This is a genomic window from Luteimonas sp. MC1825 (assembly GCF_014764385.1).
In the GTDB taxonomy this organism is placed as follows: Bacteria; Pseudomonadota; Gammaproteobacteria; order Xanthomonadales; family Xanthomonadaceae; genus Luteimonas.
Map to the genome: position 1 here is coordinate 2,706,380 of NZ_CP061714.1, position 15,508 is coordinate 2,721,887.

Annotated in this window: 15 protein-coding genes; 4 read left to right on the forward strand and 11 right to left on the reverse strand. The window is 71.9% G+C overall.

Features of this window, described 5'->3' with window-relative positions; translation table 11 throughout:
* Positions 1–107: 107 nt before the first annotated feature.
* Both IDM46_RS12560 and IDM46_RS12565 read left to right on the forward strand, forming a co-directional pair.
* Positions 108–857: a DUF4124 domain-containing protein gene (locus tag IDM46_RS12560; RefSeq protein ID WP_182824376.1), complete on the forward strand. Its 750-nt coding sequence runs from the start codon at positions 108–110 to the stop codon at positions 855–857.
* The gene (locus IDM46_RS12565; protein ID WP_185115947.1) at positions 857–1,531 is read left to right on the forward strand and encodes a DUF4124 domain-containing protein; all 675 of its coding nucleotides are present in this window, start codon (positions 857–859) and stop codon (positions 1,529–1,531) included. Before IDM46_RS12560 ends, IDM46_RS12565 begins: the two co-directional genes overlap by 1 nt.
* 47 nt (positions 1,532–1,578) lie before the next feature.
* Here IDM46_RS12565 and IDM46_RS12570 read toward each other — a convergent pair whose 3' ends face one another.
* From IDM46_RS12570 to IDM46_RS12610, 9 genes are all read right to left on the reverse strand, one after another.
* Positions 1,579–2,787, reverse strand: a complete 1,209-nt coding sequence (locus IDM46_RS12570) for a glutathionylspermidine synthase family protein (RefSeq protein WP_185115948.1) — start codon at positions 2,785–2,787, stop codon at positions 1,579–1,581.
* Position 2,788: 1 nt separating this feature from the next.
* Positions 2,789–3,337 (reverse strand): DUF1190 domain-containing protein, encoded by a 549-nt coding sequence (locus tag IDM46_RS12575; RefSeq protein WP_185115949.1) that lies wholly within the window; start codon positions 3,335–3,337, stop codon positions 2,789–2,791.
* Between the two features lie 10 nt (positions 3,338–3,347).
* A complete protein-coding gene (locus tag IDM46_RS12580; RefSeq protein WP_185115950.1) occupies positions 3,348–3,755 on the reverse strand; it encodes a DUF350 domain-containing protein in 408 nt (135 codons plus the stop codon).
* Between the two features lie 31 nt (positions 3,756–3,786).
* On the reverse strand, positions 3,787–4,455 hold the full coding sequence (locus tag IDM46_RS12585; protein ID WP_182825252.1) for a DUF2491 family protein: 669 nt from the start codon (positions 4,453–4,455) through the stop codon (positions 3,787–3,789).
* Positions 4,456–4,469: 14 nt separating this feature from the next.
* Positions 4,470–5,237, reverse strand: coding sequence for a PspA/IM30 family protein (locus tag IDM46_RS12590; RefSeq protein ID WP_185115951.1), 768 nt, complete (start codon positions 5,235–5,237; stop codon positions 4,470–4,472).
* Positions 5,234–5,650, reverse strand: coding sequence for a DUF2170 family protein (locus tag IDM46_RS12595; RefSeq protein ID WP_185115952.1), 417 nt, complete (start codon positions 5,648–5,650; stop codon positions 5,234–5,236). The genes IDM46_RS12590 and IDM46_RS12595 overlap by 4 nt, the downstream gene beginning before the upstream one ends.
* 152 nt (positions 5,651–5,802) lie before the next feature.
* Positions 5,803–6,579: an SDR family oxidoreductase gene (locus tag IDM46_RS12600; protein WP_182825250.1), complete on the reverse strand. Its 777-nt coding sequence runs from the start codon at positions 6,577–6,579 to the stop codon at positions 5,803–5,805.
* A 5-nt stretch (positions 6,580–6,584) separates the two neighbouring features.
* Complete coding sequence (sppA, locus tag IDM46_RS12605) at positions 6,585–8,480, reverse strand: signal peptide peptidase SppA (RefSeq protein ID WP_185115953.1); 1,896 nt, start codon at positions 8,478–8,480, stop codon at positions 6,585–6,587.
* Positions 8,481–8,543: 63 nt separating this feature from the next.
* Positions 8,544–9,920, reverse strand: a complete 1,377-nt coding sequence (locus IDM46_RS12610) for an MATE family efflux transporter (protein WP_182824360.1) — start codon at positions 9,918–9,920, stop codon at positions 8,544–8,546.
* 116 nt (positions 9,921–10,036) lie between these two features.
* Here IDM46_RS12610 and IDM46_RS12615 point away from each other — a divergent pair, with 116 nt between their 5' ends.
* Positions 10,037–11,227 carry a DUF3667 domain-containing protein gene (locus IDM46_RS12615; RefSeq protein ID WP_185115954.1) on the forward strand — a complete coding sequence of 397 codons (1,191 nt, stop codon included), beginning with the start codon at positions 10,037–10,039 and terminating at the stop codon, positions 11,225–11,227.
* A gap of 7 nt (positions 11,228–11,234) precedes the next feature.
* Here the strand turns inward: IDM46_RS12615 and IDM46_RS12620 are convergent, their stop codons facing one another.
* Positions 11,235–11,879 (reverse strand): DUF3106 domain-containing protein, encoded by a 645-nt coding sequence (locus IDM46_RS12620; protein ID WP_185115955.1) that lies wholly within the window; start codon positions 11,877–11,879, stop codon positions 11,235–11,237.
* Entirely contained in the window at positions 11,866–12,855 is a 990-nt protein-coding gene (locus IDM46_RS12625; protein ID WP_185115956.1) for a hypothetical protein, read from the reverse strand. Before IDM46_RS12625 ends, IDM46_RS12620 begins: the two co-directional genes overlap by 14 nt.
* Positions 12,856–13,296: 441 nt before the next feature.
* On the opposite strand from IDM46_RS12625, the gene IDM46_RS12630 reads away from it, so the two are divergent.
* Complete coding sequence (locus IDM46_RS12630; RefSeq protein ID WP_185115957.1) at positions 13,297–15,504, forward strand: primosomal protein N'; 2,208 nt, start codon at positions 13,297–13,299, stop codon at positions 15,502–15,504.
* Positions 15,505–15,508 lie beyond the last annotated feature (4 nt).

The following is a 15,508-nucleotide window of genomic DNA, read 5'->3' on the forward strand; positions in this document are numbered from 1 at the left end:
CTCCGCAGGGCCGGTCGGGCGCCGCGACGCGCGCGCTGGCTGAACCATCGCGGCATGGCGGCGACCACCTCCTTCCAACGGCCCCGGCACGGGCGCAGGATGGGGCCATGGACCGCGCCGCCCCCTTTGCCGCCGCCATCCTGGGCCTGCTCGCCGGCTTCGCCGTTGCGCCATTGCCGGCGCAGGACGAGGTCACCATCTACCGCTGCGTGGACGCCCGCGGCCAGGTGAGCATCGGCAACGTGCCCTGCCGCGATGGCCAGCGCCAGGAAACGCGCAGCATGGCGCGACCGGTGGACGGCGCGCGGCCTGCGGCGGCCCCGGGCACGCCGGCACCGGTGCCCGCCGCCTCGCCGGTGGTGCGCTACGTGGTGTCGCAACCGCCGCAACCGCTTTACGAATGCGTGCGCCCCGACGGCAGCACCTACGAAAGCGAGAGCGGGGACGGCGACCCGCGCTGGATCCCGTTGTGGACTCAGGGCTGGCCCGTGGCGATCGGTGGACGCGGCGATGTCGGCCGTCGCGGCGCGACCACGCCGGCGGGCAACGGCCTCAGCGCACCCCCCGTCAGCCGGATCAGCATTCCGCACGACCCGCCGCGCCCGGATCCGGGCAGCCCCGGTCCGCGGCCACCGCCGCCGCACGACGCCCACGCATGGCCCGGCGGTGGCGCCGGCACCTGGGAGCGCGACCAGTGCCATGTGCTGCCGGAAGCCGAAGCCTGCGACCGCCTGCGCGACCGTCGCGACGACATCCGCCGCCGCTTCTTCAACGCGCAGCAGCGCGAGCGCGATACCCTGCGGCTTGAAGAGCGCGGGGTGAATGCCCGCATCGACCGCGACTGCAGGACGTATTGATGCCTCGAACCACCCGCTGCCGCCTGGGCCTGGCGGCACTGCTTGCCTTCTTCGCCGCACTGCCGGCCACGTCCGCCACGCCGCAGGTCGTGATCTACCGCTGCACCGACGCCAGCGGCGCGCTCACCGTGCAGAACGACGAACCCTGCCCCAAGGGCAGCCGCCAGGAGCGCACGGTGGTGCAGCCACCGCCGGCGATGCCGACCTATGTGCCGCGCGCCGAACCGGTGCCCCCACCCACCCGCGCGGAGGCCGCCACGGCCGCCGCGACCGCGACCGCGCCGCCGGCGCAGCCGCGCCCGACCCTGCCCGCGCCGGCGGCGATCGCCGACGCCGACCGCCTGCCGCCGCCGCCGATCTACCGCTGCAACACGCCGGACAACGACAGTTACATCAGCGAAGCCGCCGAACCCAAGCCGCGCTGCGTGCGCCTGCAGACCGTCGGCCATGACGGCGACCCGAACCGCGGCGCGGGTGCGGCCTGCGAGATGACCTACGACCAGTGCGAGCGCATTCCGGACGGCGCCGCCTGCGACGGCTGGCGCCAGCGCGGGCGCGAGATCGAGTCGTCGTGGCGTTACGCGCGCGGCGACGACCGGCGACCCCTGCAGCAGGAATTCTCCCGCGTGGCGACCATCCTCGCCGACACCAGCTGCGGCGTGCCTGCCGGCTGATGGCATTCGCGGGGCAGGCGCCGCGCGCCCGGTGATGGCGCGCTGGATCAGGCTTCGATCACGCCCGCTGCCGCCCGCCCGTCCGGGTCCTCGACGATCGCATGCGGCACGAAGCGCGAGGTGTCCTGGGTGACCAGGGTCGCGTCCTCGCGCACGCCGACCCCGCAGGCGCGGTCGGCCACGATCCAGCTGCCGACCAGCGGATAGTTGCCGTCGAAGCACGGCAGCGGATGGTAGGCCTGGATGATGCCCGGGCCGTCCGCGTACGGGCCGGGCGTGCTGATGCGCGCCCCGTCTCCAGTCACGATGTCGATATTCGCGCCTTCGCGCGAGAACAGCGGCTTGCGCACGAAGCCCGGCGGCGGCACCTCGCCCTGCACGGTCTCGAAGCGCGCCTCGAGCAGGTTGGGATGCCCGCGGTGGCGCTCCCACAGCAGCGGCAGCACGCCCTTGTTGCTGAGGATCGCCTTCCACGGCGGCTCCAGCAGCTGCATGGTGTTGGCGACCAGGCTCGGCCCGAACTCCTCTTCCATCATGAACTCGAGCGGGTAGAGCTTGAACAGCGTCTGGATCACGTTGTCGTCGGCATCGGTGAACCAGCCGTCGGCGCTGATGCCGATGTCCTCGACCGCGACCAGCGCGGTGTCGATGCCCGCCTGGTGGGCGCAGTCGCGCATGTACAGCACGGTGGCCTGGTCTTCCTCCGACTCGCGCACCGCGGCGAAGTGCACGCGCGCGCCGATACGCTGCTGCAGCGCGAGCGTCGCGAAGGTTTCGCACAGCACCTCCTGGATGCCGTTGTACTGGTCGCTGCCGGCCGGCAGTGCGCCCGACGCGAGCTGCTGCTCCAGCCACAGCCACTGGAAGTACGCCGACTCGTACAGCGACGTCGGCGTGTCGTAGTTCAACTCGTAAAGTTTCGCCGGGCCGCGGCCGTCGTAGGCAAGGTCGATGCGACCATAAAGATGCGGGTCGCCGTTGCGCCACGACGACGCGATCCAGTCCCAGTACAGCGGCGGCACGTGCAGCTTCGCCAGCAACTCCTCGCTGCCGACAACCTCGTCGACCAGCGCCATCGCCATGTCGTGGATCTGCTGGCTGGGCTGCTCGATGTCGTCCTCGACCTGGCGCAGTCTGAAGGCGTAGTACGCCGACTCGTCCCAGTACGGCGCGCCATCGATGGTGTGGAAGCGGAAACCGAGCGATTCGGCCTGCTGCTTCCAGTCCGCGCGCGGCGCGATCGCGATGCGCCGCACGTCAGCTTCCGCGCGAGCCGAACGTGCCGCGCGCCGCCGCCCGCGAGCCGAAGCCGGCCCGCGACACGGTGATCGCGCGCGCCGGCGTGGCGATGCTGCCGCGCTTGCCGGTGACCGGCCCCGTCTGGCGGCTCACGGCATCGCCACCGGCATTCCTGTAGCCACCGCCGCGGTAGTCGCGGTACAGCGGCGCGCCGCCCGCCACCTGGCGCGCGCCGGTGTTGCTGAAGCCGCCCGCCAGCGCATAGCCGAGCAGGAACCCGCCCATCGGCGGCGAGTAGTACGTGCGCCCTTCCTCGCGCACCGGCTGGCAGCTGCCGAAGTCGCTTTCGCACTGCATCGCGTCCTCGTAGCGCGGCGCGACCTGCGCATGCTTGGCCACGGCGTCGCGGTACGCGGTTTCGCATTGCGCCACGTCGACCTGCTGCGAGCGGCAGTCGTCGATGGAATTGAGCACCACGCCGGTGGGCTCGGACTCGCAGGCCGCCAGCCCGATGGGCATCGCCACCGCCATCAGCGTGAGCCGGAGGTTGCTGGATCGCTTCTTCATTGCAGGTTCCTCACGGCGTGATCGCGGCGGCGTTGACCAGGCCCATGCTGATCGCGATGGCGGCGCTGAAGATGCCGGCGGAGACCACGTTGTCGTCGATCTGCTTCGACAGCGTGCCGCTGGCGATGCGGGCAACCAGGAACGCCAGCACCTGCACGACCGCGGCCACCAGGCCCCAGATCAGCGCGTCGAGCAGGCTGACCGAATGGCTGATCGCGGAATGCACCGGCAGCGCCAGGCCCACCAGGCTGCCGCCGAAGGCGATGGCGGCCGCGGTGTTGCCGGCGCGGATCAGCTTGATCTCGCTGTGCGGGGTCACCAGCAGCACGATCGCGGCGGCGACGAACAGCACGCCGAGGCCGGCGCCGAAATAGGTGAGGAAGGCGACGAAGCTGTCGAGGGTGATGGCCTGTTGCATCGTGGATCCTTGTGGTCGGCGCCGCGGCGCCTCAGGTGATGTCGAGGTCGGCGATGGTGAGTTCCACGCCGACCGAATAGGTGATGCTGAAGTCGGACGGGCCGGAATCCTCGGCGGAGACCAGCAGCAGTTCCCGACGCGACAGTTCCGGCACGTCGCGGCTGTAGAGCATCGCGTAGTGGGTGAGGTCGTCGTCGTGGCGCGGCGGATGGTGGCGGTACAGCACCTCGTCGTAGACCATCGCCGGGATGCGCGCGTCGCCGGCGGTGGTTTCGGTGGCGCGCATCCAGCGGTGGCCGGCGTAGTCGATGCCGGCCGCGCCGAGGTGCGCGTGGTCCATCACGAAGCGCTGGAAGGCGGCCTTGTCCGGCGGGTTCACCGTCTCGTGGAAGACGAAGCCCTGGATGCCGTCGACGTCGCCGCCGACGGTGCTGACCTGCAGGAACGCATCGTCGTCGAGGTAGAAGCGGTGCAGCGCGTAGCCGTCGCCGAGGTCGATGTGGCCGTAGCAGGGCACGCCCTGGTAGCCGCCGGGCAGCTCTTCGGTCATGACGCCCGGCGCGACGCCGTACATGGTGCGGTCGAACTGCAGGCGGCCACCGACGCGCAGGCCGAGCGGCGGCGCATGCGCGAGCTCGCCCGGGCCGGGCAACGCCGTTGCCGGCGCGGCCGGGCGGCGTCCAAGCAGCCTGTCGAGCAAGCCCACGACGCGACCTATTTGCGCTTGTCGAACAGCGACTCGGCGGCCAGCAGTTTCTGCGCGTCGGCCGAGGCCGGTCCGTCGAGCACGATGGCGTCCTGCGGCTTGCGGAAGCGCTCGAGGATGCCGTCGACGTTGGACGCGTCGTGCACCAGCCCGGCCTGCGCCAGGCGCGACTTCAGGTCGCCGTCGCCGGTTTCCTGCTCCAGCTGGTGGGCGGCCTCGAAGCGCGCGCCCTGCTCTTCCTGGCGCTGCTTGATGCGTTCGAGCGAGTCCAGCGCGGTGCCGATCTTGCTGTTGGCGCCGGAATGCCGCGCCGACACCGCCGACTGCGCGCGCTGCACGGCCTCGGTCGCCTTGACGGTGTCGATCTGCTGCTTCAGGCGCGTCAGCTGGGTCTCGGTGCTGCGGATCGCGGTCTTCAGCGAACCGATGCTGCTGTCGAGGCTCTGCACGTTTTCGGCTTCGGCCTGCAGGTCGCGTTCGACGTCGGACAGCTTGGTCGCGACCTCGCGGGCAAGGCCCTCGTCGCCCTTGGCCAGCGCGCCCTGCACGTAGCCTTCGTATTCGCGGCGCTTGTCGAGCAGCGCGCTGCCGCGGTTGGCGGCCAGCTGGCGCTGCGCCATCACCTTGGTCAACTCCTGCTTCGATTTCGCGAGCTCCGAGGTGCTGTCGCGCAGTTCCTGGTCGAGGATGCGGATGGCGTTCTTGTCGACCACGGCCTGGCCGGCCTCGTTGGCCGTGCCGCGGAACAGGGTGAAAATCTTGGCGAGGATGCTCATGCGGTCACCAGGTACGTCTGCAGGGTTTCGATGGCGTCGATGGCGTTGACGCCCAGGGTGCGGATCTCGTGGACGATCTGCTCGGCGGTGGAGTCCGCCGACAGCTCGCCGAACACGACGTAGACGTCCTGGCCGTCGACCGTGGCCAGGCCCAGATTGGACAGCGGGTTGATCGGGTTCAGGCGCATGCAGGCGTCGTTGAACGCGGCGCGGTCGCGCACCTGCGCGCCGGTGACCAGCGGGGTCGAGCAGTACACCTGGTGTTCGCTGGCGACCAGGGTCACCTCGAGGTCGCCGGCATCGGCCAGCACGACCTGCAGCGTGGTCTCGGTGTCGTCGAGGGTGGCGACGCGCTCGGCGCCGAACGCCTCGGTAAGGATCTGGTGGAGCTGTTCGCGGGTCCAGTGCGACATGGACGGTCCTGTGCGATGGGGGCAGGCGCAAGTATGGAGCAACCCGCCCCGGCTCCGCAGGAGAACGCAGCGTGTCGCGTTCACGTTCGGCCCAGGTCCGTCGCGATGCCCCGGATCGTGCGCGGCGCGGCGTCGCGCCCGCCTCGGCGACGTCAGAATCCGTAGCGCAGGAACCCGCCATCCACCGCGATGCATTCGCCGGTGACGTAGCCCGATGCCGGCAGGCACAGGAACGCCACCGCCGCTGCGACCTCCTCGGGCTCGCCGATGCGCCCCATCGGCGTGCGCATCAGCACCTCGTCGAGGTAGTCGGGGTCGGACAGGCTGGACGACGTGCGGCGCGTGCGGATGTACCAGGGCGCCACGCAGTTCACGCGGATGCCGTCCTCCGCCCATTCGCAGGCGAGGTTGCGCGTCATCTGGTGCATCGCGGCCTTGCTCATGCCGTAGGGCGCGCCGGTGCGGACGTGGGTGGCCCCCGAGACGCTGCCGACGTTGACGATGCTGCTGGCCGCGTGCTGCGCGAGCAGCGGATGCGCGTAGCGCGAGAGTTCAAACGCGCTGAACAGGTTGACCTCGAAGATCTCGCGCCACTCGTCCTCGGTGTAGTCCACGGCGGGCTTGCCGAGGTTGCCGCCGGCGTTGTTGACCAGGATGTTGAGGCCTTCGCCCTGGTCCTCCACCCAGTCAAGCAGCTCGCGGCGCTGTTCGTCGTCGGCGACGTTGGCGATGAAGGCGCGGACCTCGCCATCGGGATACTCGTCGGCAAGTTCGTCGCGCGCGGCTTCGAGCGCGTCGCCGTCGCGCGCGGCGATCAGCACGCGCGCACCAAAGCCGAGCAGCTCGGCCGCGATCGCACGGCCGATGCCGGCGCTGCCGCCGGTGACCAGGGCGAGCTGTCCGTCGAGCCGCCAGCGCGTGCCGTGCATGCCGCTCACGGCATGCAGAAGCAGTGCACGACCGCCTTCACCGGATTGCCGCCGCGGGACAGGGTCTGCTCGACGAAACGCAGTTCCTGTTCGGCCTGCGGCAGCGCCTTGGCCAGCAGCCCATGCACGAACTCGCTGCGGCCAAGCAGCGACTGCCCGGCGCGGCTGCTCGCGAATCCGCTCACGAAGCTCTCGAACGGCGACAGCGGCTTTTCGACGTAGCGCAGGCGCCACTTGCCGGCATCGCCGAGTTCGGCGCGCCTGGCGGCGTCGGCGACCGCGGTGCGCAGGCCGCCGAATTCGTCCACCAGCCCGCGCTCCTTCGCCTGTGCACCGCTCCACACGCGGCCGCGGGCAACGGCATCGATCGCCTCGACCGTCCGGTTGCGCGCGCTGGCGACCTTGCCGGTGAACTCGCGATAGCCCTTGTCGATCACGCTCTGGATCACCTGCCCCACTTCGGGCTGCAGCGGCCGCGTGGGATCGAACGCCCCGGCGAAACGCGTGGTGCCGACGCCGTCGGTGTGCACCCCGATCTTCTCGAGCGTGCGCGGGATGCTCGGGAACATGCCGAAGATGCCGATCGAGCCGGTGATGGTGGATTCGTCGGCGTAGATGCGGTCGGCATCCATGCTGATCCAGTAGCCGCCGGACGCGGCCAGGTCACCCATCGACACCACGACCGGCTTGCCGGCGGCCTTGAGCGCGACCACCTCGCGACGGATCTGCTCGGAGGCGAAGACTTCGCCGCCCGGCGAGTCCACGCGCAGCACCACCGCCTTGACCTTCTCGTCGTCGCGCGCCGCGCGCAGCAGCGACGACGTCGATTCGCCGCCCACGGTGCCCGGCTTCTGCTGGCCACCCATGATCTGGCCTTCGGCCACCACCACCGCGACCTGCGGCCGCGCGTCGGCATCGGCCAGCGGGCTGGTGACGTGCTTGAGGTAGGCGTCCATGGTGATTTCGCGCACGCCGCTGTCGCTGTCCTCGTCGGCCACGCCGCGTTCGGCGAGCAGCAGCTGCAGCTCTTCGACCGTCTTCAGGCCGTCGACGAGCTTCTGCTCGACCGCATAGCGGGCAAGGTCGCCGCCGACGGCTTCGATGCCGGCCGGCATGGTGTCGATGCCGGCCGCGAGCGTGGCCGCGTCGAGCTTGCGCGCACGCGCCACGTCGCCGAGGAAGCGCTGCCAGATATCGTTCATCCAGAACAGGTCGGCCTGCTTGGATTCGGGCGAGGCGTCATCACGCACGTAGGGTTCGGCGGCGGACTTGAACTCGCCGACCTTGAACAGGTGGATGTCGACGCCGAGCTTGTCCTGCAGGCCTTCGCGGTAGTACTGCCGGTAGCGGCCGAGGCCCTCGAGCACCATGCCGCCCTGCGGATCCATGTAGACCTCGTCGGCCTGCGCGGCCAGCAGGTACTGCGCCTGGTCGAAGTACTCGCCGAAGGCGACGACCTGCTTGCCTGCGGCGCGCAGCTCGGTGACGGCAGCGGCCACCTCGCGCAGCGAGGCGTAGCCGGAGAACGCCATGCGGTCGGTGCGCAGCAGCACGCGCTCGATGCGCTTGTCGTCCTTGGCCGACTCCAGCGCGAGCAGCAGGTCGCGCAGGCGGACTTCGGCGGTGTCCTGCCCGGTCATCCTGCCGAGGCTGCGGGTGACGGGATCGACGCTGAACTGTTCGACCAGCGCGCCCTCCGGCGCGATCACCAGGGTGGTGCGGTCAAGCAGCGGATGCGCGCGCTCGGCCGTCGCCAGCGCGAACAGCACCACGATCACCAGCAGCAGGAACAGCAGGTTGAACACCAGCCGGCGGGAAAAATCGAGGGCGTTCCAGGCACCCGCGACGACGCGGGTGATCGGCCCGCGGCGGCGAGGGGTGGTGGCGTGTGTTGCTGACATGGCGTGCTCTGCAAAGGCGTTGGAAGTGGCTGCGGCCAGTATCACCGCTGCCGATGGCCGTCGTCACCCGCCATCGGTCACTGGGCCGGACGCCGCGATCCGCCCGGATGTGCGCAGGAAGCGCGCGGCCATGAGCACCGCGGCGACCAGCAGGCCGGCGATCAGCCCGATCCACATGCCGCGCGGCCCCATGCCCAGGCCGAGGCCCAGGCCGGCGCCCAGCGGCATGCCCACGCCCCAGTAGGCGAACGCCGCCAGGAACATCGGCACGCGGGTATCGCGCAGGCCGCGCAGCGCGCCCGCGGACAGCACCTGCACGCCGTCCGGGAACTGGAAGCAGGCCGCGAACAGCAGCAGCGATCCGGCCAGGCCGGCGACGGCGGCGTCCCGCGTGTACAGCGCGGCGACCATGTCGTGGCCGAGGAACAGCAGCAGCGCCGAAAATCCCTGCGTGGCGAGCACCAGCACCATGCCGGCGAATGCCGCGCGGCGCACCCCGTCGCGGCCGCGGCCGGCGCCAACGGCATGGCCGACGCGTACGGTAGTCGCCTCGGCCACGCCGAACGGAATCATGAAGCACAGGCTGGCGACATTGATGGCGATCTGGTGGGCGGCGGCCTCGAGCTGGCCGATCCGGCCGATCAGCAGCGCGGTGACGATGAACAACCCGCCCTCCATGGCCACGGTCACGCCGATCGGAAGGCCGGTGCGCAGCAGGGTGGTGATCGGCGCCCGGCGCGGCGGATCGAAGCGCGCGAACAGCCCCAGCGATGCGAACCGCCGCGCGCGCGCCAGGTACACGACGAATGCCAGCGCCTGCGCCCACATCATGATCGCCGACGCCAGGCCCAGGCCGCCGGCGCCCATCTCCGGCATGCCGAACGCGCCGAACGCCAGCGCATAGCCCAGCGGCAGCAGCAACAGCAGCCCGCCGAAGCCGAGCAGCATGGTCGGCAGGGTCCAGTGCAGGCCATCGCTCAGGTAGCGCATGGCGTAGTAGAGCGTCAGCGCCGGGATGCCCCAGCGGATGCCGTGCATGAAATCGCGCGCGCCCGGGCGGATCGCCGGGTCGATGCCCATCGGCTCCAGCGCCAGGGTGGCGACGCTCAGGAACGCGAACAGCAGCACGCCCAGGGCCAGCGCCAGCCACATCGCCTGCCGGAACAGCGCGGCGATCTCGTCGCGCCGCCCGGCGCCGTCGAGCTGCGACACCAGCGCCGGCACGGCCATCAGCGTGCCCATCGGCACCATCATCGGCAACCAGAACATCGCCGTGCCCACCGACACCGCGGCAAGCGTGGTGGTGCCGTGGTGACCGGCGATCACGCTGTCCACCAGGCCGATCAGCCCGGTCGACAGGTGTCCGGCGACGAGCGGCAGCGCCAGCACGGCCGTGCTGCGCACTTCGTGGCGGAAATGCACGGGCGATGGCGTTGACATGCGTACAGGGACCCAAGGGAGGGCGACGCGGGGGTGCGCCGCCCGCGGCGCGACGGGCCGGGTGCTGGCGCCGGGTCGCGGCGGGTCGCTATCTTAGTGCCAGACGAGGGAAGTCCATGACCGACGCCGGCAACGACACGTCCGTCCAGTCCGCGCCGCGGCCTGCCGCACCGGTACCCGGCGCGACCTGCGGCAACTGCGGCACGCCCCTGCTCGGCCCGCACTGCCACGCCTGCGGGCAACCGGTCACCGGGCTGGTGCGCCATTTCAGCAGCCTGGTCGGCGACTTCCTCGACAGCGTCTTCGACCTCGATTCGCGCACGCCACGCACGCTGTGGCCGCTGTTCGCGCGCCCGGGGCACCTGAGCATCGAGTACTTCGCGGGCCGCCGCGTGCGCTACGTCAGCCCGGTGCGGCTGTTCTTCTTCCTCGCCATCGTCACGTTCTTCGTGGCGCAACTGCTGCTGAGTTTCGGCGATGCGGTGATCATCGAAACCGATACCCCGCAGGCGGACGCCGTCGCGCAGGCGATGACGGTGGACGAGGTGCGCACGCGGCGCGACGCGGCGCTGCTCGAGGCGCGCGAGGCGCGCCGCGGCAAACAACCGGCGGTCGGTCCCGACCCGGCCCTGGTCGCGCTGGAAGTCGCGATCGGGAAGGCCGCAGGCGACCGCATCACGGCGCTGCGCCAGGCCAAGCGCGACGGCACCCCGCCGCCGCCACCGCAGGTTGACGAGGAAGGTCCGGCCCTGTGGTTCGACGGCGAGCCCTGGGACCCGGTGCACAACCGCCTGCAGCTGGCCTGGCTGCCGGGATTCGCCAACGACTGGCTCAACGTCCAGGCCGGCCGCGCGAAGCGCAACATCGCCCGCGTGCGTGCCGAGCCCGACCTCTTCAAGGACGCGGCGCTGGGCGCGGCGCCCACGGCGCTCATGCTGCTGCTGCCGGTGTTCGCGCTGATGCTGAAGCTGGCCTACCTGTTCAGGCACCGGCTGTACATGGAACACCTCATCATCGCCCTGCACAGCCATGCCTTCCTGTGCCTGGCGCTGCTGCTGGTGCTGGTGGTCGCGGCGCTGGAGCGCCGGCTGGCGCCGCAGCCGGGCGCGGGCCACACGGCGTTCCTGGTGGTGGAAGGCGCGTTGTGGGCGTGGATGCCGCTTTATCTCCTGCTGATGCAGAAACGGATCTACGGGCAGGGCTGGATCGCGACGCTGTTCAAGTTCAGCGTGCTGGGCATTTCGTACAGCGTGCTGCTGTCGTTCGCCGCGGCGTTCGTCGCCATCGCCGGCCTGGTGCGGGTGTAGCGCGCCCTCAGGGGGCGACCTGGCGGCGCAGCCACGCGGCACGGCTGGCCGGCGGCGTGGCCAGCAGCGCGATCCGCAGTTCCTCGCGCGCCTGCGGCGGCGTGCGCACGGCGAGCACCGCCAGGTCGTCGCGCGCCTGGGCGGGCAGTGCCCGCAAGGCCGCCAGCAGCGGCGCGCGTTCGTGGCCCGGCACCTGTGCGATCAAAGGATGCAGGCGGGCGTAATCGGCTCCCAATGCCGGGCCAAGCAGCCAGCCACGGCGCTCGCTCCCGTCGAGCGCGTCGAAGCGGGCGCGCCAGGCGGCGCGGGTGTCGGCGTCGAGCGCGGAAAAGGCCTGCGCCGCATCGCGGAGTTGGCGCCGTTCGGCAACCGGCAGCGCCTGCCAGGCCAGCCAGCGCTCGCGCCGTGCGCCCTGCTCGGCGGGCGGCAGCGCGTCCCAGGCGTCGCGACGCGCCTGGAGCGCGCTGCGCTCGGCCGGCGAGAGCGCGTCGAGGCGGCGCTGCAGCGCGGTCACTTCGGCGCGGCGCTGGGCCGGGAGCGCCGCAATCGCGTCCCGGACCTCGGCTGCCTGCGGCGGGGCCTGGGCGACGGCCGGGGCCGGCGGCAGGCACAGCGCCACGACCAGCGCGGCCCAGGCGCTACAGCGACGCATCGTCGGTCTCGCTGTGCAGGTCGGGTTCGACCATCTGGCCCTGGACGCCCCCCACGGTGCGGGCTGGCGCGCCCGGGGAGCCGTCGGCGGTGTTGGCGGCTGCGTGCTGCGCGGCGAACCAGGCATGGAAGGCGGGGTCGATGGCCTCGGGACCGGCGCTGCCGGCGTCGAGCAGCAGGCGGAGATCGGGGTGCAGGGCGAGGGCGTCGGCGTCGGGATAACGGGCCGCGGGCGCTGCCGCGGCGGGCAGCGCCTCGACCTGGATGCCCTCGGGCCCGTCGCCGCCGGCGAATCCGCCGCCGCCGAACCCCGGCCAGAAGGTGGCCGCGAATGCGAGCAGGGTCAGCAGCGCGATGCCCCACAGCGCGGCGCGGTGGCGTGGCCCGGCCGGCACTTCCAACTCCACCCGTCGCCTGGCACCCGCGGCGGGGGCGGCGATCGCCTCCTCGCGCACGTGCGCGAGGTGCGCCAGGCGATCCGGCGGCAGGCCTCGCAACATGCCCTGCGCGGCCGCGCCCAGCGCCTGCCACGCGGCCAGGTCGGCGCTGCCGTCGGCGTTGTGCGGCAGGGCACGCTGAAGGCCCAGCCGGTAGGTCCCGCGGGCGATGCCAAGCACGGCGGCGGCGTCGGATTCCGCCAGGCCCGCCACCAGGCGCAGCAGCAGGGCGGCGCGCGGCCCGTGGCCCAGCTGCGCGAGCCACTCGAATCCGGGCTCCCAGGCGGGCTCGGCGGGAGGCTGGCGCAGCGTCGGCTGCGCCAGCAACTGCGACCAGAACCGCCGCGGCCAGTCCCCGAACGCGGTACGGCCGGCCTCGGCGCGGAACACCTCCATGGTGGCCGCCAGGGCGGCGTCGCCGGACGCCTGCGAGCCTGCCAGAAGGTGCGCGAATACCGCGCCGCGGCGTTCAACGCCGCGCAGGAAGGCGGTCAGTGCGGGGGGTACCGCGGCGGCGTCGTGCGGGGGGCGTGCTGTCATCGGACTCGCTGCATGGCTGGCCGCATCATACCGATGCCACGGGCACCCCAGACCCTTGACGAAGCGCACAATTCACGTTCCACCGCTGTCCTGCAGCGTTTTGCCCCGATGGAGGTTGTGCACAGCGGTCACGGGAACGTCACAACAGCGGCCCGCCGTCAACCGGCAGTAATTTCCGGAGCCATGTTTCACGACCAAGTTGTTGATTGGCATGCCTTTTGGGGGAATGGTGAAAAATGCGCCAACCCCCGCTTAATGCCGCGTTCACGGGCTTTCGACGCCCCACTTCGACTTGCATGCACAGGGTTATCCACAGATCGTGTGGATAAGCAGAAAAGCCTTGGACATCCGAGGCTTGCGACCGAAAGGTCAATTACGTGACAACAGTGGGTCGCAAGCAGCCAACGGTCTCCCCCGGGGGCGGATCGCTAGACTGTCGCGATGCCCGACGACGTCCTGCGCATCGCCCTGCCCCTGCCGCTGCCGCGCCTGTTCGACTACCGCGCGCCGGCGGGTGGCCCGGTCTCGGCGGGTGATGTCGGGCGCCGGATCCGCGTGCCGTTCGGGCCACGCGAGCTGGTCGGCGTGGTGGCTGCCACCGGGCCCGCGGAGCCGGACGCGCCGGCGCTGCGGGAGGCGCTCGCGTGGATCGATGATGATCCCCTGTTCCAAGGCGAACTGCTGGCCTCGGCGCGCTGGTTGGCGCGCTACGTGCACGCACCGCTCGGCGAAGTGCTGGCGACCGCCCTGCCGGCGCCGCTGCGCCACGGCGAGGCGCTGCCGGCGACGCACGCCTGGGCCTGGCAGCTGACACCGGCCGGCGACGCGGCCCTCGACGGGCTGCGGCGTGGCAGCCGGCCGCGCCTGGTGGCGGAGCGCCTGCGCGCCGGGCCGGTCGCCGAGGACCTGCTGGACGACGCCGTGGACGGCTGGCGCCCCGCGGCGCGCAGCCTGGAGAAGCGCGGCCTGGCCGAACGCCTCGCGGTGGCGGCCGCCACCCGGGTGCCGGCGACGGTCGCCGCACACACCCCCAACGCCGAGCAGGCCGCGGCGCTGGACACCCTGCGCGAGGCCGACGGCTTCGTGCCGGTGCTGCTGGAGGGCATCACCGGCAGCGGCAAGACCGAGGTCTACCTGCAGGCGATCGCCGAACGCTGCCTGGCGCGCGGCCGGCAGGCGCTGGTGCTGGTGCCGGAGATCGGCCTGACCCCGCAGATGCTGGCGCGCTTCCGCGCCGGCCTGGGCGTGCCGGTGCACGCGCTGCACTCCGGCCTGTCCGACGGCGAGCGCGCGCGCACCTGGGCGGCCGCCTGGCGCGGCGAGGCGCGGGTGATCGTGGGCACGCGGTCGGCGGTGTTCGTGCCGCTACCCGAGGCCGGCCTGATCGTGGTCGACGAGGAGCACGACGGCAGCTACAAGCAGCAGGACGGCATCCGCTACCACGCGCGCGATTTCGCGCTCGTGCGTGGCAAGGCGCTTGACGTGCCGGTGCTGCTGGGCAGCGCCACGCCATCGCTGGAAACCCTGCACAACGTGCGCGCCGGCCGCTACGCGCACCTGCGCCTGGCCAGCCGCGCCGGCAACGCACGCCCGCCGCGGGTGCGCGTGGTCGACGTGCGCAAGCGGCCGCTGCAGGCCGGGCTGTCCGCGGAGCTGCTGCAGGCCGCGCGCAACGCGCTCGATGCCGGCGGCCAGGTGCTGGTGTTCAAGAACCGTCGCGGCTATGCGCCGGTGCTGCTGTGCCACGACTGTGGCTGGAGCGCGCGCTGCCGCCGTTGCAGCACGCCCGAGCATGGCAGCGCGATGACCGTGCACGGCGCCGGCCGGCGCCTGCAGTGCCACCACTGCGGCGCGCGCCAGCCGGTGCCGCTGGCCTGCCCGGACTGCGCCGGACTGGCCCTGCAGCCGCAGGGCGTGGGCACCGAGCGCATCGAGGAGCTGCTGGTCGAACGCTTCGCCGACGTGCCCGTGCTGCGCATCGACAGCGCCAGTACCCGCCGCCGCGACGGCCTGGAGCAGCAGCTCGCGAAGCTCGGCGACACGCCTGGCGTGCTGGTGGGCACGCAGATGCTGGCCAAGGGCCACGACCTGCCGCACCTCACCCTGGTGTGCGTGGTCGGCATCGACGAAGGCCTGTTTTCGGCCGATTTCCGCGCCAGCGAGAAGCTCGCCCAGCTGCTGGTGCAGGTCTCCGGCCGCGCCGGGCGGGCGCAGCGCGCCGGCGAAGTGCTGCTGCAGACGCATCACCCCGAACACCCGCTGCTGCAGGTGCTGGTGCACGGTGGCTACCGCGCGTTCGCCGATGCCGAGCTCGGCCAACGCGAGGCCGCGGGCTTCCCGCCGTTCACGCACCTCGCCCTGCTGCGTGCCGAGGCCGCCCATGTGGCCGCGCCCGCGGCGTTCCTCGAAGCCGCGCGCACGCTGTTGGCCGAGGCCGCCGGCGACGATACCCGCATCGCCCTGCTCGGGCCGATGCCGGCGCCGATGCCGCGCCGTGCCGGCATGCAGCGCGCGCAGCTGCTGCTGTCGTCGCCGTCACGCGGCGCGCTGCAACAGCTCCTCGATCGCGGCGTGGCCGCGTTGCACGCGCTGCCCGAAGCGCGCCGCGTACGCTGGTCGCTCGACGTGGATCCCGTCGACCTTTATTGAACCC